This is a genomic window from Yersinia aleksiciae (genome assembly GCF_001047675.1).
Classification (GTDB): domain Bacteria; phylum Pseudomonadota; class Gammaproteobacteria; order Enterobacterales; family Enterobacteriaceae; genus Yersinia; species Yersinia aleksiciae.
Genome location: NZ_CP011975.1, coordinates 1,214,471 through 1,239,480 on the forward strand (window position 1 = coordinate 1,214,471; position 25,010 = coordinate 1,239,480).

Sequence of the window (25,010 nt, forward strand, 5' to 3'; positions counted from 1 at the left end):
AAACGGCACATACCGGATGATATGTGCCGTTGATAATGCATCCCACTGATTTCAGTTAGAAATTATATTTAACCCCTAACGCGATACTGCTGTCGCTGTAGCCATTGTTACCCACTTGCTGGCCCACATTACCCCACAGATTCAGCTGCTTATTGATCTGGCCTTCAACCCCCAGCTTCAGTTCAGCGACATTGGCGGCCCCCGCTTGTTTCACGGTCATCCCATCAAGTGTGGTGCCGAAATCTTTGGTGTTATGGATCCAGTTAGTTTCAACATAAGGCTTAAACGCTGGCGTATTGGCTTTATCGGCGCTCGGGATTGGGCTGATAAAGGCCTTCACACCCAGACGTGTTTGGATATTGTTATTCCCTTCTCCGGTCACAACCGTACCATTCGTCTCGGTATGAGAATCGGCTTTTACCCCCATCCACACCACTTGAGCTTTTGGCTGAATAAAGTAATTTTGCTTAGCGCTCTGACCCACTTTGAAGGCATAGCCACTCTCAACCGATGCGGTGAACCCTTTCGAGTCATACTTCTCGGTCGTTAAGCCCTCGCCACTCACCTGGTTATTAAACCAGCTGTACTGCAACCAAGAGTCGACATAAGCACCGGTCTGCTCTTGCCCTTCGGCAAACCACGTGCCGTACATGCCGACACTGTAGCCATCGACCGAGCCCGTTGAGCGATAACCCGTACCTTGTGCCACAGATGAACTGCTGCTGTTGGCATAACCTGCCATCACCCCGACGCGCCACAGATCTTGTGTGTTGCGGCTCCATTGCGCCACATCACCGCCCAACTGCATCACATAGCGGTTATCCTGCGTTTTCAGCTCACCACTGTCATCACGGGAGCGGTTATGGCTGCCCTCATTGCGTAACCACAGACTGGTGCTTTTCTGTTCACCGGTAATGACATCGGTATAGAGTGTTTCACCGGAGCGATCAGCCAAGCTGCTGACAAACATCGTGTTCGCTGCCGCCAGGTTCGCGGTATAGCTTGCCGGTTCTGGGCGACGCTCATCTGCTTGCGTGCGCAGATACCAGTCACCATCAGTTGGTGAACTGACACCGCCTTGATACAGGAAGTACTCATAGGCACCCGCCACAGCACGGCCATTCAGGGTAAACTGGCCAGCAGAATCGCCACCGACATCGATGATTTTGATGCCCTCAGAGGTTCGCGCACCATTACCACCAATATTGTTCACCGTGACAAAACTCTGCCCAGCGGTGTTGCCAGTGATCACCAGTCGATCGGTGATGGATGAGTCGCCCGCTAAAATGGTGTTAAAGACCACAGTGCCGTTGTCGCCAGTATAATTGCCATCAATAGTGAAGGTGCCGAAAGCGCCGCCGGTTAAAGCATTTGGCATAATCAGATTGCCACGGTTCTCCACATTCCCGGTCACTTGACCATATCCACCTAAGGAGCCGGTGGTGGTAATCAGCACATCACTGACCAGATTGACGGCATTCGACGCCAATGTGCCTACCAATGAACGGGCCAAAGGTGACTCATTCACTATCAGGGCCAACGTAGGCGCTGTACTGCCCAGTTGCAGCAAGCCGTTTTCAATCGTCGTCAAGCTGGCACTGACCGTACCACTGTCAATGTTAACCGTGCCGCTGCCACGTTTAACCAAAGTCCCCGTACCGCTGATGCTGTTGGTTAAGTTCCAGACGGATGCCGTATCCAAGATCAACTCGCCGCTGTTGGCGACACTGCTGCTCCCCAGATTTCCAGCATTATTGGCGGTCAACACCGTCCCGGCATCGGTGGTGAATAAGCCCGAGTAGCCGTTATTGTCAGCGGCCAACTGCACATTGGCGCTGTTGGTAAGCTGGACATTGCCGCTACCCGCCAGTGAATTCAGCAGCAGCCCACGGGTATTATCCAGATTCAGCAGGCCGTTGTTGTTAATGGCCCCCGAGCCTAGCCCTTGGACCTGATACAGATGGGCCGTCGCGCCACTGGCAATGTCAGTGCTGCCAGTAAAGCCGCTATTACCTTGGGTGATACTCAGTAAACCGCCGATCAGATCCAGCTCACCACGGCCTGTCAGTGCACCATCAACCTGACCCCCATTAGTGACGGTTAACTTGCCGCTATTGAAGTCTAGTGTGCTGCCCGTTTCGGTAGCTAACTGGCCCACGGTCTGCTGAGTGCCGTTGAGATCCACGTTGGTCGCCGTGCTCATCGCCAGCAGAGAGGTTTGCCCCAGTGCTGAATCTGCTGCCAGACGGACATTGCCTGAACGGACCCATGTTGCACCGGTATAGCTGTTGGTCGAATTCGATAATGACGCAACGCTGCCGTCATTTGCGGAGACAAAGGCCAGATCGCCACTGCCCGTCACCTGAGCGGAGAGATCATTGGCCTGCGTGCCATTGTTCCCTAAGGTTGCGGTCAATATCAGTGCGTCATCACCCACAGCTAACAGTTCCAATGCACTCAAGCCATAATTGACGTACAACCCATCAAAACCTGTCCCAGTGGTCAGGCCGTAATTGAACGAGCCCATTGCCGCAGGTGAAAGTGCACCTGGGTTAGAGATAGATTGGTAAACAGTGGCGCTTAGCGGGTCACCAAACTCATCAGTTAAGGTCAGTTCATGCCCTGTCCCTGTTGCAGCGCCGGACGCCAGAGTCACGATGATCTCCCCTTCATCCAACTGCATCACTGATAAACCCGTAATATCCGGCGTGACATTCGTCGGTAAATTAACCCGAACAATACCGCCACCGGTAGTATTGATGCTATTCGCCGCGATAGTCCCTAATGAACTGATGACACCTGAGTTATCCACCAGATTATTGAACAGCAGCGTACCGCCATTAAGCGCCAGCCCACCGATATTCTGTACGCCATCAGCCACTGCGGCCAGGCTACCGCTGGATAATTTCAGCGTGGCATTCGTCAAGGCCGATGTATTCAGTCCATCGATATTGAAGGTGCTATTTTGCAGATTCACCATGCCGCTAAACGCGCCGCCCACTGAAGAGCCAAAATCGAATGCCGTGCTGGCATCGTTTTTCGCCACATTCAGGGTGCCGCTGCCCGTCAGCACGTGGTCAAACAGCGCGATATCAGCCAGATTCAGGGTGGCATTGGTGATATCCACCGTGACGGCATTGTCAACGTCGTTACTGCTGGTCAGGGTGACATTGCTGCTGTCGGTGACCTGCAAGATACCGTTGCCAGTGACAGTATTGGTAAAGGTGCCGCTAAAGCCGCTCAGCGCCAGAATATCCTGTGCGCCTGCCAGAGCAATGCTGGCCGCCGCCCCGAGATTATTGGTCGAGCCGACCGTCAGTGTGCTGCTGTCCGCCAGGGCATACTGACCGGAGAAGCCACTGTTATTGCCCGTGAGCGAGACAGCTGCGCCATTGTTGATATCCACCGTGGAGCCAGCCACGCCGCTCAGGGCATTGGCCACAGCACCACTGAGGCCGTTCAGCACCAGATGGGAGGTGGCGGTCTCCAGATCTACCGTGGCGGTTGAGGCCCCGAGGTTACTGGCCTGCGTTACCGTCAGCGCACCGGCAGCGCCAATATGGTGAGCGCCGCTGAAGCTGTTAATGCCGGTCAGGGTGACTGCCGCGTTGGTATTGATATCACCGCTGCCACTGAGCACATTGCCAAATGCGGCATTGGCCCCGTTCAGATTCAGATCACCCAGCACATTGATGGCACTGCTGCCCAAGGTTCCCGCGCCGTTCAGTGTGGCAGAGGCTCCCGAAGCAATCAGAGTCTGACCGCTTAAGCCGCTGTTCGCACCACTGATCGCCAAATCGCCGCCGTTGATGTTCAGCGCGCCACTGCCGGTTAAACCGCCAGTCGCGGTGGAGGTCCCGCCTGCACTCAGGTTTAGCGTACCACCCGCGATATTCAGGGCATTGCTGTTGGTCAGTGCTCCGCTGCTGGTGAGCACCCCGCCACTACCCAAAGTCAGGGTTCCGGCGTTGGTCAGTGCGCCCACGGTTTGAGTGTGGCCGTTAATATTGGCGCTGGCACCGCTGGCGATATCCAGCAGTGACGTCGCGCCGAAAGCACCGTTCGCCCCCAGAATCAGCTCACCGCCATTAACCCTGGTCTTGCCCTGATAGCTGTTATTGCCGTTCGCCAGCGTTAATGCCCCATTGGTGGCATCAATCTGCAAGCCGCCAACACCCGATACCAGTGCATTCAGCACTTTATTCGAGCTCGCGCTGCTGTCCGTTGCCAGTAACAAGGCATCGGCATCGTCAGTTAACAGCGCCAGTGCGCTCAGGCTGTAATTGACATACAAACCCGTGCCGCCGCTGCCGTTGCTGCTGGTCAGGCCGTAGTTATGGGTGGCATTAGCCACCGCCGTCCCGCCCTGCAAGATGGAGGAGATCACGCCTTGCGTACCGGAGGTGACGGAAGTGCCGTTGATCATCAGATCCAGATCATTAGCACTGCCGGTCACACTGTTGGCATTAATCAGCTCCAGCATAATATCGCCGCGATCTTGATCGAGGATCGACACATTCGGCGCAATGGCTGGGTTCTGGTTCGTCCAACTGTCGGTGCCGGTGACACTGATGGTGCCGCTGTTCAGCGCCAGATCCGTCACCGTCACTACGCCGCTGGCCTGCGACTGTGGTGCGGCCCCGTCAAAGATCAGGGTGCCACCGCTTAGATCTAAGCCGTGCAGTGTGCGATCGTCCGTGCCGACCGTGGTGACGTTATTGGCTGAGAGTTGCAGTGTGGCATTCGCCAGCGCGGCGGTGTTACCCGCACTCAGCGCAAAGGTCGAGTTCGTCAGATTCACCATGCCGCTAAACGCGCCGCCCACTGAAGAGCCAAAATCGAATGCCGTGCTGGCATCGTTTTTCGCCACATTCAGGGTGCCGCTGCCCGTCAGCGCGTGGTCAAACAGCGCGATATCAGCCAGATTCAGGGTGGCATTGGTGATATCCACCGTGACGGCATTGTCAACGTCGTTACTGCTGGTCAGGGTGACATTGCTGCTGTCGGTGACCTGCAAGATACCGTTGCCAGTGACGGCATTGGTAAAGCTGCCGCTAAAGCCGCTCAGCGCCAGAATATCCTGTGCACCTGCCAGGGCAATAGTGGCCGCCACCCCGAGATTATTGGTCGAGCCGACCGTCAGTGTGCTGCTGTCCGCCAGGGCATACTGGCCGGAGAAGCCACTGTTATTGCCCGTGAGCGAGACAGCTGCGCCATTGTTGATATCCACCGTGGAGCCAGCCACGCCGCTCAGGGCATTAGCCACAGCACCACTGAGGCCGTTCAGCACCAGATGGGAGGTGGCGGTCTCCAGATCTACCGTGGCGGTTGAGGCCCCAAGGTTACTGGCCTGCGTTACCGTCAGTGCACCGGCAGCGCCAATATGGTGAGCGCCGCTGAAGCTGTTGATGCCGGTCAGGGTGACTGCCGCGTTGGTATTGATATCACCGCTGCCACTGAGCACATTGCCAAATGCGGCATTGGCCCCGTTCAGATTCAGATCACCCAGCACATTGATGGCACTGCTGCCCAAGGTTCCCACGCCGTTCAGTGTGGCAGAGGCTCCCGAAGCAATCAGAGTCTGACCGCTTAAGCCGCTGTTCGCGCCACTGATCGCCAAATCGCCGCCGTTGATGTTCAGCGCGCCACTGCCGGTTAAGCCGTCAGTCGCGGTGGAGGTCCCGCCTGCACTCAGGTTCAGCGTACCGTCCGCGATATTCAGGGTATTGCTGTTGGTCAGTGCTCCGCTGCTGGTGAGCACCCCGCCAGTACCCAAAGTCAGGGTTCCGGCGTTGGTCAGTGCGCCCACGGTTTGAGTGTGGCCGTTAATATTGGCGCTGGCACCGCTGGCGATATCCAGCAGTGACGTCGCGCCGAAAGCACCGTTCGCCCCCAGAATCAGCTCACCGCCATTAACCCTGGTCTTGCCCTGATAGCTGTTATTGCCGTTCGCCAGCGTTAATGCCCCATTGGTGGCATCAATCTGCAAGCCGCCAACACCCGATACCAGTGCATTCAGCACTTTATTCGAGCTCGCGCTGCTGTCCGTTGCCAGTAACAAGGCATCGGCATCGTCAGTTAACAGCGCCAGTGCGCTCAGGCTGTAATTGACATACAAACCCGTGCCGCCGCTGCCGTTGCTGCTGGTCAGGCCGTAATTATGGGTGGCATTAGCCACCGCCGTCCCGCCCTGCAAGATGGAGGAGATCACGCCTTGCGTACCGGAGGTGACGGAGGTGCCGTTGATCATCAGATCCAGATCATTAGCACTGCCGGTCACACTGTTGGCATTAATCAGCTCCAGCATAATATCGCCGCGATCTTGATCGAGGATCGACACATTCGGCGCAATGGCTGGGTTCTGGTTCGTCCAACTGTCGGTGCCGGTGACACTGATGGTGCCGCTGTTCAGCGCCAGATCCGTCACCGTCACTACGCCGCTGGCCTGCGACTGTGGTGCGGCCCCGTCAAAGATCAGGGTGCCACCGCTTAGATCTAAGCCGTGCAGTGTGCGATCGTCCGTGCCGACCGTGGTGACGTTATTGGCTGAGAGTTGCAGTGTGGCATTCGCCAGCGCGGCGGTGTTACCCGCACTCAGCGCAAAGGTCGAGTTCGTCAGATTCACCATGCCGCTAAACGCGCCGCCCACTGAAGAGCCAAAATCGAATGCCGTGCTGGCATCGTTTTTCGCCACATTCAGGGTGCCGCTGCCCGTCAGTGCGTGGTCAAACAGCGCGATATCAGCCAGATTCAGGGTGGCATTGGTGATATCCACCGTGACGGCATTGTCAACGTCGTTACTGCTGGTCAGGGTGACATTGCTGCTGTCGGTGACCTGCAAGATACCGTTGCCAGTGACAGTATTGGTAAAGGTGCCGCTAAAGCCGCTCAGCGCCAGAATATCCTGTGCGCCTGCCAGAGCAATGCTGGCCGCCGCCCCGAGATTATTGGTCGAGCCGACTGTCAGTGTGCTGCTGTCCGCCAGGGCATACTGACCGGAGAAGCCACTGTTATTGCCCGTGAGCGAGACAGCTGCGCCATTATTGATATCCACCGTGGAGCCAGCCACGCCGCTCAGGGCATTGGCCACAGCACCACTGAGGCCGTTCAGCACCAGATGGGAGGTGGCGGTCTCCAGATCTACCGTGGCGGTTGAGGCCCCGAGGTTACTGGCCTGCGTTACCGTCAGTGCACCGGCAGCGCCAATATGGTGAGCGCCGCTGAAGCTGTTAATGCCGGTCAGGGTGACTGCCGCGTTGGTATTGATATCACCGCTGCCACTGAGCACATTGCCGAATGCGGCATTGGCCCCGTTCAGATTCAGATCACCCAGCACATTGATGGCACTGCTGCCCAAGGTTCCCGCGCCGTTCAGTGTGGCAGAGGCTCCCGAAGCAATCAGAGTCTGGCCGCTTAAGCCGCTGTTCGCGCCACTGATCGCCAAATCGCCGCCGTTGATGTTCAGCGCGCCACTGCCGGTTAAGCCGTCAGTCGCGGTGGAGGTCCCGCCTGCACTCAGGTTTAGCGTACCACCCGCGATATTCAGGGTATTGCTGTTAGTCAGTGCTCCGCTGCTGGTGAGCACCCCGCCAGTACCCAAAGTCAGGGTTCCGGCGTTGGTCAGTGCGCCCACGGTTTGAGTGTGGCCGTTGAGATTGGTTTGGGTATTCAGCGCCGTATTTAAGGCTGAAGTTGCCCCCAGCGCATTATTGCTGCCCAAATTCAAAATGCCGCCATTCACTGAGGTACTGCCAGTGTAATCGTTAGTGGTATTAGTCAGCGTCATTTCGCTGTTATCACTGCCGATAATCAGATTGCCCGCACCCGTCAATTGCGCCACTAAGGTATCATCGCCATTCACCGCGCCCGCAGAGCTGAGGGTTAAACTTTGCCCAAGCAGCAATTCCAACTGGGTCAGCATGGTGGTGATGCTTAAACCGCCACCCTCACCCGAAAGTGCATAGTTATACAGGGCCTGTGCCACCGTATTGCCGCCCTGAATAATGTCTTTATTGGTCCCATCACCCAAGCTATTACCGGCAAGATCTAGCAGGGTCAGTCGCGCCAACTCCTCCGCCGTCAGCACATTGCCGCTGCTAATTAACTGAGCTGAGCTGCCAGTATCCTGATCAAGTAAATTCCCGCCAGTACTCAGGGATGAATCCGCTTTGATCGTGCTGTTGTCACTCACCAGCAATGTACCCGTGGTGATTAAACTGCCAGTGGCAAATGAAGCTGTGCCGCCGTTGAGGACTAAATTAGTGAGCGTCTGGTTGCCACTGCCCACCTCTATCGAGGCACCTGTAGAGGCAACAAATGAGGCGCCGCTCAGTGTATTGGTGTTATCGCCGCTGAGGGAAAAAACACTGTTCCGCATATCCACGGTACCGCTGAATGCCGTACCGGTATTACTGCCAAAGTTAAAGGTGTTATTAGCTGTATCGATATTCAGGGTGCCGCTGCCCGTCAGCGCATGGTCAAACAGCGCGATATCAGCCAGATTCAGGGTGGCATTGGTGATATCCACCGTGACGGCATTGTCAACGTCGTTACTGCTGGTCAGGGTGACATTGCTGCTGTCGGTGACCTGCAAGATACCGTTGCCAGTGACGGCATTGGTAAAGCTGCCGCTAAAGCCGCTCAGCGCCAGAATATCCTGTGCACCCGCCAGGGCAATAGTGGCCGCCGCCCCGAGATTATTGGTCGAGCCGACCGTCAGTGTGCTGCTGTCCGCCAGGGCATACTGACCGGAGAAGCCACTGTTATTGCCCGTGAGCGAGACAGCTGCGCCATTGTTGATATCCACCGTGGAGCCAGCCACGCCGCTCAGGGCATTGGCCACAGCACCACTGAGGCCGTTCAGCACCAGATGGGAGGTGGCGGTCTCCAGATCTACCGTGGCGGTTGAGGCCCCGAGGTTACTGGCCTGCGTTACCGTCAGCGCACCGGCAGCGCCAATATGGTGAGCGCCGCTGAAGCTGTTAATGCCGGTCAGGGTGACTGCCGCGTTGGTATTGATATCACCGCTGCCACTGAGCACATTGCCAAATGCGGCATTGGCCCCGTTCAGATTCAGATCACCCAGCACATTGATGGCACTGCTGCCCAAGGTTCCCGCGCCGTTCAGTGTGGCAGAGGCTCCCGAAGCAATCAGAGTCTGACCGCTTAAGCCGCTGTTCGCACCACTGATCGCCAAATCGCCGCCGTTGATGTTCAGCGCGCCACTGCCGGTTAAACCGCCAGTCGCGGTGGAGGTCCCGCCTGCACTCAGGTTTAGCGTACCACCCGCGATATTCAGGGTATTGCTGTTGGTCAGTGCTCCGCTGCTGGTGAGCACCCCGCCACTACCCAAGGTCAGGGTTCCGGCGTTGGTCAGTGCGCCCACGGTTTGAGTGTGGCCGTTGAGATTGGTTTGGGTATTCAGCGCCGTATTTAAGGCTGAAGTTGCCCCCAGCGCATTATTGCTGCCCAAATTCAAAATGCCGCCATTCACTGAGGTACTGCCAGTGTAATCGTTAGTGGTATTAGTCAGCGTCATTTCGCTGTTATCACTGCCGATAATCAGATTGCCCGCACCCGTCAATTGCGCCACTAAGGTATCATCGCCATTCACCGCGCCCGCAGAGCTGAGGGTCAAACTTTGCCCAAGCAGCAATTCCAACTGGGTCAAGAGTGAGGTCACACTTAAACCGCCACCCTCACCCGAAAGTGCAAAGTTATACAGGGCCTGTGCCACCGTATTGCCGCCCTGAATAATGTCTTTATTGGTCCCATCACCCAAGCTATTACCGGCAAGATCTAGCAGGGTCAGTCGCGCCAACTCCTCCGCCGTCAGCACATTGCCGCTGCTAATTAACTGAGCTGAGCTGTCAGTATCCTGATCAAGTAAATTCCCGCCAGTACTCAGCGTGGAGTCAACACGAATGGTGCTGTCACTGATGACACCCAGTGAGCCAGTGGTAATTAAGCTCCCAGGGCCAAAAAGAGCAGTCCCACCGTTGAGGTAGAAATTACCGATCGCCTGATTACTATTATCCACCGACACTATGGTACCCGCAGAAGCCACCAATGTAGCATTGGTCAGTGTACTGGTGTTGCTGTTGCTATCACTCAGGATCAAGACACTGTTTTGCATATCTACCGTACCGCCAAAGGCGGTGCCAGTATTAGCGTCAAAATTGAAGTTGTTACTGCCAGTTTGCACAATATTGAGGATACCTGTACCGGTCAGCGCGTTATTAAAAACAGCCACCTCATTCAGGTTTAATATGCCATTCAGCGCAATCGCGGTAGAACCCAACTGATTACTGTTGCTGGCACTTAAAGTACCGTTCTGATTGATCAGCCAATCCCCAGCAAAAGTACTCGCCTGGCTTAACGTAACATTGGCCCCGCTATTGACGATGGCCGAGCCATCCCCCGTCGCGACATGACCTAATGACGCATTCAGAGTGCCATTGAAGGTGCTGCCAAATAGCAGATCACTGGTGCCGTCAATATTAATGGCACCGCTACCGACGTTAGTGTCAGACGCCAGCGTAATCTGGCTGTTAGCCAGATTGATATTGGCAAACCCTTGCAGGGAGGTGTCTGTTGCCAAAGTATCCGTTGACGCATTGATATTCAGTGTATTGGTCCCAGTACCTGCATTCAGGGAACCTAAATAGGTACTGCCCAACGTCATATTATTGATCGTAAAGGTATCATCGCCCGCACCGGTGGTAATGGATGCGACTCGAGCGCCGTTTTGAATAGTGACGTTATTATTTCCAGCCCCCAGATTAATCGCGCCATTACTTTGCGAAGAGCTACCCAGTAACAAGGTATCGTTACCGGCACCCGTGGTTAATGTACCGTTTAGTATCGAATTATTATTGATGATATTTGCAGCAGTCCCAGCAAAGGTCACCGCACCATTAATGGTGCCATTGTTATTGAATGTCTTGGCGGTTGTTCCGGTGAAATTAATCGCCGTCGCACCTGTGGCGTTGATCTGGGTATTGGCGCCAATGGTGGTCGCGGTCACTGCACCATCGGTTATCTGCAAACCGGTACCGCCAGCGTTGGTCACATCAATACTCAGATTAGCACCGGAGAGATCAACCCCACCGCCAGTGACGTTGATCCCGGTTCCAGCACCTGAAACCGTGATATCTAATGCTGCCGGACTCCAGCCAGTTAAGTCGGTGTTAGCCGTACTAATCGCGGTACCGGTACCGGTGACATTAATCTCATTACGGCCATTAGCACTACTGGCGAAAGTCAAACCGGCCAGACTCGTTAACACCGTGGCATTCGCGGTGTTGAGTATGACGTTGCTTAATAACAGATTGACGCCCGCAGCTTTGGTGAAGGCAATTCCAGACCCATTGAGATTCAAAATTAAGTCATTCAATGCATGATTTCCACCCACGCCAGCAAATGTCAGCCCGCTGGCGGCACCCGTAGTGGTGATTGTCCCTCCTACAAGGTTCAACAGTGCATTAGACAGAACATTAATTCCCGTTCCAGCGCTGGCATTGATAGTACCGCCAGTATTATCAACATTAACGGTTTGCGATGAAGTCGAGGAGACAGAGATACCAGCCGATGTGCTGTTAATGATGCCTTTATTCACGACATCAATTGTTGCTGTGCCAGTATTGGTGGCAGATATCCCTGTTGCCGCAGTAATGGTCCCTGCGGCTTTGTTTTCCAACAGAATCTTACCGGCACCCGCATGAGCCGCCGTAATACCCGCAGTGACCGCATTAATGGTGGCACCTGAGCTGATGTATACCCCTGCGCTATTGGCCGCTCCGGTTTTGGTCGCTAGAATACCGACGCTGCTGGCGGCAGACAGATTAATTTTCGAATCAGCGGCCAGGTTATAGATGACATCACCATTTTGAGTCACCCCATTCCCCATCCCACCGGTATTGCCCCCCCCCACGTTGGTTAGACCATTACCCGAGGTATAAGCATTACCCGCAGTGTTGGCAAGCTGTAATACCGCGCCACTGCCAAAGCCAGTAACCGCACTATAGCTACCAATCTGAGCACCATTATTACTCGCACCAAAGACATTCTGATCGGAATTTAACGCAAATTTAGCGCCATCTTCCAAGGTATATTGGTAGAAACCATTACCCACCGCACCATTGGTAAATAGCGGTGTGGTAATGGAAACATCAGCAGTGCTACTAAAATTGATTAGGCTGTTGGTATTAGCCGAGTTGCTCCAAAATACTGCCGGGAAAGAACCTGTTGTTGCCGTTAAATCAAAGTGACCCGTAAATTTAATTTTACTGGCTTGGGCTAACTGATGGTTAGTACCAAATGTTAAGGTAATAGGGTTGATAAAATCACCCAAAATCAACTGACTATTTAAGTTCGCTGCGCCACCAGAACCCATAACCCCCAGCACCGCCAACATACTGTCGTTTACGCTACCAATACCATTAAGAATAATATTAACCGCACTGGTGCTCCCATCCATTTGGATAACGGTATTTCCTAATGCCGTTGAGGAGGTGAGCGCCGCCATATTGGATAGGGTAAAGGAACCAGGCCCACCCCAACTGGCGTTAGTCTGAGCATTAAATACAAACGAGGATGTCCCGGTTGTCAGCGTAAAGCCGCCGCCATCGATAACGAGATCTTTGCGATTACTCGTGGCTTGGTTAACAGTGACATTACCGCTCATTGTAATATCGTTCAGCAGCAAAATAGTGGTCGCAGTCCCACTGGTGAGCGCCGCGTTAAATTGGGTTACAGTGCTCACGGCAACACAGCTACTCCCCAGAGCAGCACAATCGTCGGCACTGATGGCAAAAGCAGGTTGAATACCAAATACCCCCATCACTGCGGCCGCTAAAAGGCTTATTTTGACAGAGAGCGATTTACCGGATAGATCAGAAGAAGATTGGGAGTTGGAAACCAGGCGGGTCGTTTTTGATTTTATTTTCCCTTTGGCAAACTCACCGACTGCAATCCATATATTCAGCGACACATTCCAAATAACTTTAAATATTTCATTCATATAGATCCTTAACAAAATAATATTTGCTAAAAAAAACATTAAAAAAACCGCATATGTTTAGCCATACAACAGAAATAATCTGTTATATCAGGATTTCATAAATAAGCGATTTCCGTTTCTAAATAGGGAAGTGATAAACAAGTGGCAAGCCACATCGATAATAAAATCTGTTTTATTATCGAATTTTATAAAATGGGAAGATAAAAGTTATCTGTCGCGCATTTTGTTAGCACTTTTTTATTTATACTGACATTTAAATATTAGGACAAGATCTCGCCAACGAAGAAATATTTTGCAATAAGTCAATTAATAAAAATTAAACACCACATTCAATGCACTTCTTCAGAATTAAAACCTATGAAATGAGTTACTTTAAATTTTAAAACTGAAACAGTGCAATTATGTAGCCATAAGTATTTATTTCTGTTTTCATAAAAAGAGAACATTCCCAAAATCAGTAGGAATATTCTCACTTAAATAAAGATAACATTCCTACAAAACATTAAGAAAACAACTCAATCAAATATTTTAATTTAGAGGTAAAAGCACACATTCAGCCGATATAAAAGAGGAATTAGTTATATTTCTATGCATTGCAAATAATACAAATAAGAGACAGGTGGTCACGAGGGGAAATAACATCAGTTAAACTTACTAAATAAGTCAATGTTTTTTACTGGGTAGAGTACCCCGAATACCAAACTCGATGGTATGCGGGGCATAGCCAAACTGCATGTTAGTCGATCCCGATGAGATCTATTTTTTCAGTTGTAGCGTGGTCATACAGGTTTGACTCTCAGCATGGGTGGCGAAAGGTGATACCGCCTTAAGCCCCTGGTAACTCACTTCAATCGTCCCTTCGGTATTACGTGGTAGCCACACCCCAATAAAGCCATTTTGATAACTGGTTAGCTTATCCTGCAAAATCACTTTTCCTGCGTTATCGGTAATTTTGACATCGAAGGTCGTCTCCGCCATTTCACCACGGCAACCAGATAAACTGTGATTAAAGCAAGGGTGAGTTTGATTCACGAAAGGTGCAAATGAGAGATAAAATTTATCGCCCAGCGGGAAAGAGAATTGCTGTTGTCCATCCGATAATTTCAGTTCGGTGCCAGTAACCGATGCCGAATAAGGCAGAGGCCGCGCTTGTTTTGACTGATCAATTGCCTCAATCATCTGCTCAGTGGTTTTTCCGGCTAAACCTTGTTGCGCCAGAAATTCATTTTCAGCGCCGGTAGTTGATTGCGCGGACGCAAAATGGCTGAAGGTCACGGCGGCTAAAGCGACGATTGCCAGTCGGGCAGCGGAAGCGAAGGTCTTATTCATTGTGAGGGTCCTTTCGATAAGAGTAATAACGTCAATATAGTCGCAATAATCTAAGCCCTCCCCTTGGGGGAGGGTCAAAGACAGATTTGAATAGAAAGGTAAGTGATTGTATAGAAATGGTTTTTATTGATTTAAATCAAATTTAACCTGTGATACTCCTCACAATACGGACTAATCAATATCAGGATGTTGAGCAATCAGATTTTTACGCTTCTTCTCCAGCTCAGCTATTTGCTGATCAATATCTTCAATATTCTGCTCGATATGGTCATGGTGCTCCTGCAATATCTCTTTAGCTTCCGCCCGATCAGACGCGGCTGGCGTCGCCCCTTTCAGCGGCTTATTCGCCGTCTCTTTCATAAATATCCCGGTCACCAGACCAATAAGCGCGACCACCATCAGATAATAGGCGGGCATAAAGAGATCTTGCGTGGTTTCAACCAACCAGGCGGCTACCGTTGGTGTCAAACCAGCAATCAGCACCGAGACATTAAACGCAATGGCCAAGGCGCTATAACGAATATGAGTGGGGAACATGGCGGGTAATGTGGAAGCCATCACCCCGGTAAAGCAGTTGAGTAAAATCGCCAAAATCAGCAAACCACAAAATATCAAACCGATCACGCCACTATTAATCAGAATAAAGCAGGGGATCGCGAGAATAAACAGTCCGACGCTGCCGAAAATAATAAAAGGTTTTCGGCCATATCTATCACTCATTAACCCCATAACGGGCTGGACGAATAGCATCCCGAGCATGATGGCGATAATAATCAAGACGCCATGATCTTCAGAGTAGTGCAAGCTATGGGAGAGGTAGCTCGGCATATAGGTCAGTAGCATGTAATAAGTGACATTGGTCGCAATCACGATGCCGACACAAATGGTCAGGTTCTTCCATTGCTTGGTGAGAATCTCGCGGAAAGAGACTTTAGGGGGTTCGGCAATACTGTTGCGCGAGTCACGATCAATTTTATCCACATGCTGTTGGAAGGTTGGCGTCTCTTCAAGTGCATGGCGCAAGTAGATACCAATGAGTCCTAATGGTGCAGCAATGAAGAATGGGATCCGCCATCCCCACTCAAGGAACTTGGCCTCTCCGACGATACTGGAAATCAGCAACACCACGCCAGCCCCTAAAACGAAACCGGCGATAGAGCCAAAATCCAGCCAGCTGCCGAGGAAACCGCGTTTTCTGTCTGGTGAGTACTCGGCAACAAAAATAGCGGCGCCGGTATATTCACCACCGACCGAGAAACCCTGCGCCAGTTTAGCCAATAACAGCAGTATGGGTGCCCAAATGCCTATTGAGGCATAAGAGGGAATCAAGCCGATACAGAAGGTACTGACCGACATAATAATGATGGTGACGGAGAGGACTTTTTGCCGCCCATATTTGTCACCCAATGCCCCGAAAAATAGGCCGCCGAGGGGGCGAATCAGGAAAGGCACCGAGAAAGTGGCCAATGCGGCGATCATCTGGATACCCGGATCAGCGCCGGGGAAAAATACCTGACCAAGTGCGAATGCGACGAAACCATACACCCCAAAGTCGAACCACTCCATGGCGTTGCCCAGCGCCGCAGCGGTAATCGCCTTCTTCAATTTGGTGTCATCAATAATGGTAATATCATTGATTTGCATCGGTTTAACGCTCTTTCTTCTGAGTCCCATTTTTCTTCCTTATTTACTCTGTTGCTCCACGATATAAAGCCAAACCCATTGATAAAGGTCATACCTGTTATGGGTTAAAAACTTTATTGTAGGTTTATAAGAATAGTTGTAAACGGAAGAGATGTGTAGGGTAAACTGGTCATTAGTCATTAGAGTGGCTAATTGAATAACATCCAATGAACCACTTAACGTGCTGAGAATAGAGGGGCCAAGTCGTTTATCACCTGCTATAGCAGTTAAATTTAGCTAAGCTCACCATTCGTACCATCAATCATATAAGCAGGGCTTACCAGACCATGCAGTGCGGGGTTATCACTCTCATCTTTGAGCTGTACCCCAGATAAACGTCGCTGGAAAGATTGCTCCAACAGCCAGGCCAATTTAAATGCCGCCTGCGGATAATCCAATCCCTCGGGCCGGATATTGGAAATACAGTTGCGTTCGGACTCCAGCCGCCGGGTATTTGGCCCCCAAGTCATGTAGATGCCAAGGCTGTCTGGCGATGAAAGCCCCGGCCGTTCACCAATCAGCATCACCACTGCTTTTGCTTGCAGACATTCACCCGCATCATCCCCCAATGCCACCCGAGATTGATGCGCCAGGACAATGGGGGCCAGCGACAAACCGAGCCTGCGTAAATAGGGCAACAGCGCCACTATCAGCGGGACCGCTTGCCGATGTACCGCTTTCGATGACAATCCATCGCCAATGACCAACAACAAATCCGCTGGCTTATCCGGCCATGCGCACAGCTGATCATGACTTTGCGGCGAGAGTTTTCGCCCCAGATCCGGGCGGCGCAGATAGGTCGAGCGATCCGGCGCGGCACTGTTGGCGGTTATGGTACGTAATCCTAAGCCTGCTAACTGGCTGGCTAGATCTTCGCTAATAAAAGGCTGATGCACCGCATCACGGGCTTGGGCATGGGCCAGCCCAAAGTTTAGCAATTCTGCGGTAGGCACACTGGCACCGGTGCGGCCAAGGGCAATACGTGCCGCGGTAAACTGCCGCAAGGCTTGCCACGGGTTGTGATGGAGCAGATCTAACTCATGACGACGCATCAGAATGCCTCCATGTAGGGGAGCTGTTTCAGTAACGGATGGTTAAGCGCAGTATCGCGTAGCTGTCCCTGCCCATCCATAATGTTCATCTTTTCCAGCCACAGGCCAAACTCGGGCGCATGTTTCAAGCCGAGTAATTGACGGATATAGAGCGCATCATGGAAAGAGGTGCTTTGATAATTCAGCATGATGTCATCGGCCCCTGGAATACCCATCATAAAGGTCAGCCCCGCCGTCCCCAATAAGGTCAGTAAGGTGTCCATATCATCCTGATCCGCTTCCGCATGATTGGTGTAGCAAACATCACAGCCGAGCGGCACACCCAGCAATTTACCGCAAAAATGGTCCTCCAAACCGGCGCGAATAATCTGCTTACCGTCGTAGAGATACTCCGGCCCGATAAACCCCACCACCGTGTTAGTGAGCAATGGCGAGAAGCGGCGCGCAATGGCATAAGCGCGCGCTTCGCAGGTTTGCTGGTCGACACCAAAATGGGCGTTGCCAGACAGGCAGCTGCCCTGCCCAGTCTCAAAATACATCACATTATCACCCACTGTGCCGCGTTTGAGGCTCAATGCGGCGAGCTGCGCTTCTTCCAGCAAAGCGAGGTTGATACCAAATCCGGCGTTCGCCGCTTCACTGCCCGCAATTGACTGAAACACCAAATCCACTGGCGCGCCACGCTCAATCAATTTAAGGGTATTGGTGACATGGGTGAGCACACAGGATTGCGTGGGGATCTCAAAACGGCTGATAACATCGTCCAGCATATAATTCAGTTTTTCCAGCAGTGGCAAGCTGTCACTGGCCGGATTGATGCCAATCACCGCGTCACCACTGCCATACAGCAGGCCATCAAGCATACTGGCGGCGATGCCCGGTAAACTGTCCGTCGGGTGATTGGGCTGTAGCCGTACACTCAAATGGCCGGGCAGGCCAATGGTGTTACGAAATTGGGTGATAACGCGGCATTTCTTCGCCACCAGAATCAAATCCTGATTGCGCATGATTTTGCTTACTGCCGCCGCCATTTCTGGGGTGATGCCCGCACTGACCCGTGCCAGTGTTGCACTGTCGGTGCGCTCACTGAGCAGCCAGTCACGAAAATCCCCCACGGTAAGATGCGCTATCGGGGCAAAAGCGGGTTGGTCATGGCTATCAATAATCAGCCGCGTCACTTCATCCTGCTCATAGGGAATCAGCACTTGCTGTAAGAATGTTTTTAGCGGCAACTCAGCCAGTGCCATGCGGGCTGCCATGCGCTCTTCCGCCGTCTCTGCCGCGACACCCGCCAGATAATCCCCCGAACGCGCGGGTGAGGCTTTCGCCATCAACTCCCGTAGATCGCCAAAATGATAGCTACGATGGCTCAAGGTGGTCTGATACATAACGCGTCCCTTAGTTCTGCAGGCTGCCGCAGCAGCCTGAATAGTGGTGACGTCTACACCACCAATACAAGATTACTCGGCACCACTCAGCTGCGGATCGAATGCAGCCGCAGCGCGCGAACGGTGGGTCAGGCGGAAGTAGATATAGCCAGCGAACATCATGCCAGCGAAAATCAGCGCCAACAGTGGGTTGTAATAGACCATCGCCACCAGACAGACCACGGCTAAAACCAGCGCCAATGCGGGTGCAAACGGATAGAGCGGTGCGGAGAAAGGACGAGTCAAACGTGGCTCGGTTTGTCTCAGCTTAAAGAGTGACAGCATCGAGATGATATACATCACGATGGCTCCAAACACCGACATGGTGACAATATTTGCCGTCAGTGGCATACCACCAATCACGATCAGCGAGTCAGAGAAAATCGCCGCAATCCCCACCACACCACCGGCCAGAATAGCCCGATGCGGAGTGCGGAAACGCTGATTCACTTTCGCCAGCGGCTTAGGTAAATACCCAGCGCGGGCCAATGCAAAGATCTGGCGCGAATAGCCCATGATGATGCCGTGGAAGGAAGCAATCAGGCCAAACAGCCCGAGCCACACCAGCATATGCAGCCAGCCACTGTCGCTGCCAACAATGATTTTCATCGCTTGTGGCAATGGGTCATTGATATTGGACAGCTTCGTCCAGTCACCCACCCCACCGGCAAAGACCATCACACCGAGCGCCAGCACCACTAATGTGAGTATGCCGCCGATAAACGCGCGCGGGATGGTGCGTTGTGGATCTTTGGCCTCTTCCGCCGCCATTGAAGCACCTTCAATCGCCAGGAAGAACCAGATCGCAAAGGGTATCGCGGCAAAAATCCCCGACAATGAGCCAGCACTGAAGGTATCTGAACCCGCCCAGCCCCCCCTGACAAAGTTGCTGACTTCAAAGCCCGGCGCCACCACGCCCATAAACACCAGCAACTCGAAAATCGCCAATATCGTGACTAATAGCTCAAAGGTGGCAGCAATGCTGACCCCCAGAATATTCAGCGACATAAATATTAGGTAAGCGCCCACCGCCACCCATTTAGGGTCAATAGCGGGGAATTGCACATTAATATAAGCGCCAATAGCCATGGCAATGGCGGGGGGGGCAAAAACAAATTCAATTAAGGTCGCCAAACCAGCAATAAAGCCGCCAGTGGGACCAAAAGCGCGGTGAGCATAAGCAAAGGGGCCGCCAGCATGGGGAATCGAGGTGGTTAATTCAGTGAAGCTAAAAATAAACGCGGTGTACATCGCCGCTACACCTAACGCGGTAAACAGGAAGCCCAAGGTTCCCGCCTGCGCCCAGCCGTAGCTCCAACCAAAATACTCGCCGGAGATAACCAATCCGACGGCAATACCCCATAATTGAAAACTGCCCAACGTGCGTTTTAATTCCGGTGCTTGTTTCGCCTGTGACATACCTTATCCCTATCAAAGCAATTGAACGGTAATAGTGCGGTCTAGGACTAAAGCAAGGTTTGTACCAAATACGGGACACCCGCACATTGGCGGGTATACCCGTACTTTTTATAATGAAAATGGGCAAAACAGCAGGAGCGAAGCACTGATTGTGCGCATTTCCCGCACTTTTTAGCGGCAAATGCACAAAGATGCAGCAGGGTTCATTCTGGCTTTTCAGCGCGCTTGAAATCGATCAGCTTGCCTCTTCTGACGACAATATCGCCCTCCGTCATCATCTCTTTCACAATCTTATGGATCGCACTGCGGGATATATGATTTCTGGTCAGAATATAGCTATATATTGATGTTTTTCTTCGGGTTGCTTCGTCCATCTCCCAGATATGTTTCAAATGCTCATTGATGATGCCATAGGTATTTTTTTGCAAGATCATGTGCTCGCGCTTGAAATATTCCTGCACCTGATCGGTCAGAATATCAAAAGCATGCATCCATAATTCATTGCTATTGAATAACTGGCACGCCTCACTGATTGAGATACCCCACATCTCGCACTCGGTATTACAGCGGACATAATGGCTTTTGACCTCACTTTTCATTTGCGCCAATCCCAGCATAAAGGGGGCATCTTTGGTAATAGTGAGGACATCATCGTTGTAGCGATAGAAGGAGACGCAGCCTGCTGACAGAAAATAGATGCTATCGTTATTTTTAAAGTCAACACGCTGATTTTTCTTGAATTTTACGTAATGCGATGATTTATGTTTTTCTATCTCATGGCCAATCAGTCTGGCCGTCTCTGATAATTGCTTATTCATTTAAGCTACTGCCCAATTTAATTACACTCATAATGGAGTATAGTAATTATCATACATTTTAATAAAATATTTTTCTATTCTCGAATAATAGTCTGAGTTAATCCACTGCCGAAATAAGCCGACATTGCTGTGAGGATGTTAGCCTATAGGTGAATCGTTTTTCCTGTGCGCTGATAATGGCTTCAATATTATTTATTTGCTGATGTATATCAAACAAACTGGCATGACTCTTTAGTGTCATCCGTTTCATGACTGAGCGTTTATGTACGCTGACCGTTTTAGGGTCAATCACCAACTCGCGGGCAATATCCTTAACCGCCATCCCCATGCAGTAGAGCTTCAGGACCTCACACTCACGGCGGGTCAGGCTGTTTTCCATGGTTGATTTTTTAGCTTCAACGCCTTTGACACCTTCCCAGTAGCACGTAAGGCACATGATATTGATTATCAGTTTTTTTATTTTTTCGGTGAAATCACTGGGTGAAATAGTATTCAAAACAATATGGGTATCAAAACAGAGCGGCACTCTTCGCAGCCAATATGCAATATTAATATTATTGACTATCAATATTGCATGACAGCACTCTTTGGAAAAAAAATCACTGTGCAGTAAAAAGCCCTCTGTCGATAAATCAATAATTGTTATGCTCCCGCCACAATAAATACCGTTTAAGGGGATTGATTTTATCAGCTCGTTAACACCCGCCGTTAAATAAGCATCTTGACTATAAACCCTGATTTTCATTCTCGCCTTAGCACATACATTTCATATTAATAAAATATAGATTTTATTTCTTGGGGTTAATTTTATGTCATTTAATTTGTGCTGGGAAAAGATTAAAAAAGAGGATTATGCGTATTAATGGACATATTTTTTCTACCTGCGATTAGCGATAGCGAGCAGAAGTGGAGAGTGCAACAGAATGAAAATAATCTATTTTTGTCTTTGATGGGTTCTAAGTTTAACAATTATGAAATAGATAATTCACAGAGAATGATCGAATTTAGATCAGGATCAGTCAGTATTCCGCATCCTAAAATAGCCATAAAAGAGTGATCTTTATTCAACCCATCCTGGAGATGTATAGCGCCTTTTCCAGCGCTATACATCCAGATGCTGATTTTAGTGTTGCGGGCCTTCATCCGAAGGCTGCTTACGGGATTTTGTCCACTCCCGCAGTCGCTGAATATGCAGATACAACGCCGGAATAAATAGGATCCCCACGGCGGTCGCCATCAACATGCCACCAAACACAGTAATACCGATAATTTGGCGGCTCATCGCCCCAGCCCCGCTGGCGAAAACCAGCGGCATCACGCCAAGAATAAAGGAGATAGCCGTCATCATCACCGCACGGAAGCGCTGTTTGGCCCCGTCCTGCGCGGCCTCGGCAATAGTGGCCCCCTCTTCTCGTCGGGCTTTGGAGAACTCGACAATTAAGATGGCATTCTTGGCCGCCAGTCCGATCAGGAGCACCAGCCCGATCTGCGCATAAACATCGTTGGCAAAGCCCATGGCTGATAGCCCTGCTACCGCACCGCCCACAGCAAACACCACCGACAGAATGACCACCAGCGGAATGCTCCAGCTCTCATACTGGGCGACTAAAAACAGATATGCGAACACCAGCGCTGCCAGATAGATCAACATCACCTGCCCGCCGGTTTGCTGCTCCTGCCATGACATGCCACTCCAGCTATAGCTGTAACCTTGCGGTAAATTCTGCGCCAACAGGGCTTCCATCGCCGCCATGGCCTGGCCCGAACTGGCACCGTCTGCCGCCGAGCCACTCACCGCGACTGATGGGAACTGATTGAAATTACTGATAAATGGCGCACCGACTGATGGCGTGAGGGTGACCAGATTCGCCAAACTGACCAACGCCCCATTATCACTGCGCACATTCAAGCTATTGATCTGCGCCGTGCGCTGACGGAAATCCATATCATTCTGCAATTGCACGCGGAACATGCGGTTATTCAGGGTGAAATCACCGGCATTCATCCCGCCGAGGGAGGTCTGCAAGGTTTGGAAAATACGGCTGACCGGCACCTGTAATAGTGCGGCGCGGTCACGATCAATGCTCAAATTGGTTTCAGGCACCGAGGCGCTGAAGGTGGTAAATACCCGGCTCAGTTTCGGGTCCTGATTGGCGGCAAAAATGATCCCCTGACTGACCTGCGCCAACTCTTGCGGTGATTGGCCGAGTAGCGCCTGAATGCGCAAATCAAAGCCAGATGCACTGCCCAGACCGGCAATCGCTGGCGGGTTGACCGCCATAATCATCGCCGACGGGATCGCTGCTAAATTGGCTTGAATGCTGGCGAGCACCCGATCAATGTGTGGCCGCTGCCCCCAAGGTTTGAGCATCACAATAGCAAAACCGGCATTGGGGGCATTGTTGCCGCTGAGCAGACTGAAACCGGTAATTTTGATCACATCCTCAACGGCGTCGTTGGCGGTCACCTGTTGGTACATCTGATCCATCACCGCCTGAGTCCGATTCAGCGAAGCCCCGTCTGGCAACTGTAAGCTGACAAAGAAGTAGCCCTGATCCTCTTCCGGCAGAAATGAGGTTGGTAAGCGGGTATAGCCCCACCAGGTGGCCAATCCCACCAGCAACAGCGCAGCAATACTGAATACTGCGCGGCTGCTGATACGGCCCGTCAATGAGACATAGCCATCACGGGCGCGATCCAAGCCACGGTTGATGCCACCAAAGACGCCGGTGGTCGACAAGGTTCGCCGCTTCAGCAATAGCGCACACAGCGCCGGACTGAGAGTTAACGCATTGATACTGGATAAAATAACCGCCGCCGAGAGGGTAACGGCAAACTGGCGATACAGCTCACCAATGATTCCCGGCAAAATGGCTATCGGCACGAATACCGCCATCAACACCAGTGTGGTGGCGATAATCGGCCCCGCTATCTGGCTCATCGCCTGTTTGGTGGCTGCCGCTGGCGTCAGATTCGGATCATTCGATAATAGGCGCTCGACGTTTTCCACCACCACAATGGCATCATCTACCACGATGGTCAGCGCCAAAATGATAGCGAATAAACTGAGGGTATTGGCTGAATAACCAAAGACATACAGCACAGCAAAGGTACCCAGCAAGGAGACCGGGATCGTCAGCGCGACAATAAATGTCGCCCGCATACTCTGCAAGAACAGGTACACCACCGCCAGCACCACAATCAGAGTCAGGGTCAGTGACAGCGCAATCTCATGCAGTGTCGCCGTGACTGGGAGGGTGGAGTCATAGTTGATTTCATAGGTCAGATCCGCCGGGAATGAGGCCGACAGGCGCGCCATCTCATCCCGCACCCCATTCGCCACATTTAAAGCGTTGGCACCGGGCACCGGATAGACCACTAAAAAGGCCGATTCCGTCTGGTTTTGCGCCGCACTCACCTGATAGTTCTGTGCCCCCAACGCCACCCGCGCCACATCACCCAGACGGATCATCCCGCCCTGAGGATTGCTGCGAATAATCACATTGGCAAACTGCTGCGGGTCAGTCAGTCGCCCTTGCCCGCTGATGGTTAGGGTCTGTTGTTGACCGGGCATCGATGGGGATGAACCAATCTGCCCCGCCGCCGCTTGCACGTTCTGTTGCTGTAGTGCCGCGACAATATCTTGTACGCTGACATTCAGCGACTCCATACGTTGCGGATTCAGCCAGACACGCATGCTGTAATCACGCGCACCAAACACCTGCACATCACCGACACCATTAATACGCGCAATCGCATCACGCAACTGAATGCTGGTGTAGTTGCTGACAAACAGGGCGTCATGGGTCTGTTTCGGCGAAAAGACACTGACCCCCAGCAGCAGGTTTGAGGCCCGCTTGCGCACTGAAATGCCGTTTTCATTCACTTCCGCTGGCAGTTGGGCGCTCACCTGAGAAATGCGGTTTTGCACCTCAACTGCCGCCATATCGGGGTCGGTGCCACTGGCAAAGGTAATACTGAGTTGATAACTGCCGTTATTGGCGCTGGTCGACTCCATATACAGCATATTGCTGACGCCATTGACCTGAGCCTCAAGGGGAGAGGCAACGGCCTGCGCCACATCACGGGCGCTGGCCCCCGGATAGACGGCACTGACGGAAACCACCGGCGGCGTGATATCGGGGTATTGCTCAACCGGAATCACATGCAGTGACACCCAACCGACAATGGTGATCACCAACGCGATAACAATGGCAAATTTGGGGCGACGAATAAAGAAATGCAACATCTGGCCTTCCCC

The 25,010-nt window shown here is 52.0% G+C and carries 9 protein-coding genes; all 9 read right to left on the reverse strand.

The window, feature by feature from the left end; genetic code table 11:
• Window positions 1–55: 55 nt before the first annotated feature.
• The 9 genes from ACZ76_RS05655 to ACZ76_RS05700 all read right to left on the reverse strand — a co-directional run bounded on the left by ACZ76_RS05655 (window position 56) and on the right by ACZ76_RS05700 (window position 24,998).
• Complete coding sequence (locus ACZ76_RS05655) at window positions 56–13,021, reverse strand: autotransporter outer membrane beta-barrel domain-containing protein (protein ID WP_048617588.1); 12,966 nt, start codon at window positions 13,019–13,021, stop codon at window positions 56–58.
• 756 nt (window positions 13,022–13,777) lie between these two features.
• Window positions 13,778–14,350, reverse strand: coding sequence for a copper-binding periplasmic metallochaperone CueP (gene cueP / locus ACZ76_RS05660; protein WP_048617590.1), 573 nt, complete (start codon window positions 14,348–14,350; stop codon window positions 13,778–13,780).
• A gap of 171 nt (window positions 14,351–14,521) precedes the next feature.
• Window positions 14,522–16,024: a glycine betaine/L-proline transporter ProP gene (gene proP / locus ACZ76_RS05665; RefSeq protein WP_048617592.1), complete on the reverse strand. Its 1,503-nt coding sequence runs from the start codon at window positions 16,022–16,024 to the stop codon at window positions 14,522–14,524.
• A gap of 242 nt (window positions 16,025–16,266) precedes the next feature.
• Entirely contained in the window at window positions 16,267–17,085 is an 819-nt protein-coding gene (gene eutC / locus ACZ76_RS05670) for an ethanolamine ammonia-lyase subunit EutC (RefSeq protein ID WP_048617594.1), read from the reverse strand.
• Window positions 17,085–18,473, reverse strand: coding sequence for an ethanolamine ammonia-lyase subunit EutB (locus tag ACZ76_RS05675; protein ID WP_048617596.1), 1,389 nt, complete (start codon window positions 18,471–18,473; stop codon window positions 17,085–17,087). Before ACZ76_RS05675 ends, eutC begins: the two co-directional genes overlap by 1 nt.
• Window positions 18,474–18,545: 72 nt before the next feature.
• On the reverse strand, window positions 18,546–19,931 hold the full coding sequence (gene eat, locus ACZ76_RS05680; RefSeq protein WP_048617598.1) for an ethanolamine permease: 1,386 nt from the start codon (window positions 19,929–19,931) through the stop codon (window positions 18,546–18,548).
• Window positions 19,932–20,134: 203 nt separating this feature from the next.
• On the reverse strand, window positions 20,135–20,749 hold the full coding sequence (locus tag ACZ76_RS05685) for a helix-turn-helix domain-containing protein (protein WP_048617600.1): 615 nt from the start codon (window positions 20,747–20,749) through the stop codon (window positions 20,135–20,137).
• Between the two features lie 97 nt (window positions 20,750–20,846).
• Window positions 20,847–21,494: a response regulator transcription factor gene (locus ACZ76_RS05690; protein ID WP_048617602.1), complete on the reverse strand. Its 648-nt coding sequence runs from the start codon at window positions 21,492–21,494 to the stop codon at window positions 20,847–20,849.
• A 378-nt stretch (window positions 21,495–21,872) separates the two neighbouring features.
• A complete protein-coding gene (locus ACZ76_RS05700) occupies window positions 21,873–24,998 on the reverse strand; it encodes an efflux RND transporter permease subunit (protein WP_048617606.1) in 3,126 nt (1,041 codons plus the stop codon).
• Between the last annotated feature and the right edge of the window lie 12 nt (window positions 24,999–25,010).

Excerpts from the sequence above, each read along its gene's own strand:
- proP (WP_048617592.1), bottom strand. The coding sequence starts at position 16,024 with ATGGGACTCAGAAGAAAGAGCGTTAAACCGATGCAAATCAATGATATT.
- ACZ76_RS05700 (WP_048617606.1), bottom strand. The coding sequence starts at position 24,998 with ATGTTGCATTTCTTTATTCGTCGCCCCAAATTTGCCATTGTTATCGCG.
- ACZ76_RS05685 (WP_048617600.1), bottom strand. The coding sequence starts at position 20,749 with ATGAATAAGCAATTATCAGAGACGGCCAGACTGATTGGCCATGAGATA.
- eat (WP_048617598.1), bottom strand. The coding sequence starts at position 19,931 with ATGTCACAGGCGAAACAAGCACCGGAATTAAAACGCACGTTGGGCAGT.
- cueP (WP_048617590.1), bottom strand. The coding sequence starts at position 14,350 with ATGAATAAGACCTTCGCTTCCGCTGCCCGACTGGCAATCGTCGCTTTA.
- ACZ76_RS05690 (WP_048617602.1), bottom strand. The coding sequence starts at position 21,494 with ATGAAAATCAGGGTTTATAGTCAAGATGCTTATTTAACGGCGGGTGTT.
- eutC (WP_048617594.1), bottom strand. The coding sequence starts at position 17,085 with ATGCGTCGTCATGAGTTAGATCTGCTCCATCACAACCCGTGGCAAGCC.
- ACZ76_RS05675 (WP_048617596.1), bottom strand. The coding sequence starts at position 18,473 with ATGTATCAGACCACCTTGAGCCATCGTAGCTATCATTTTGGCGATCTA.
- ACZ76_RS05655 (WP_048617588.1), bottom strand. The coding sequence starts at position 13,021 with ATGAATGAAATATTTAAAGTTATTTGGAATGTGTCGCTGAATATATGG.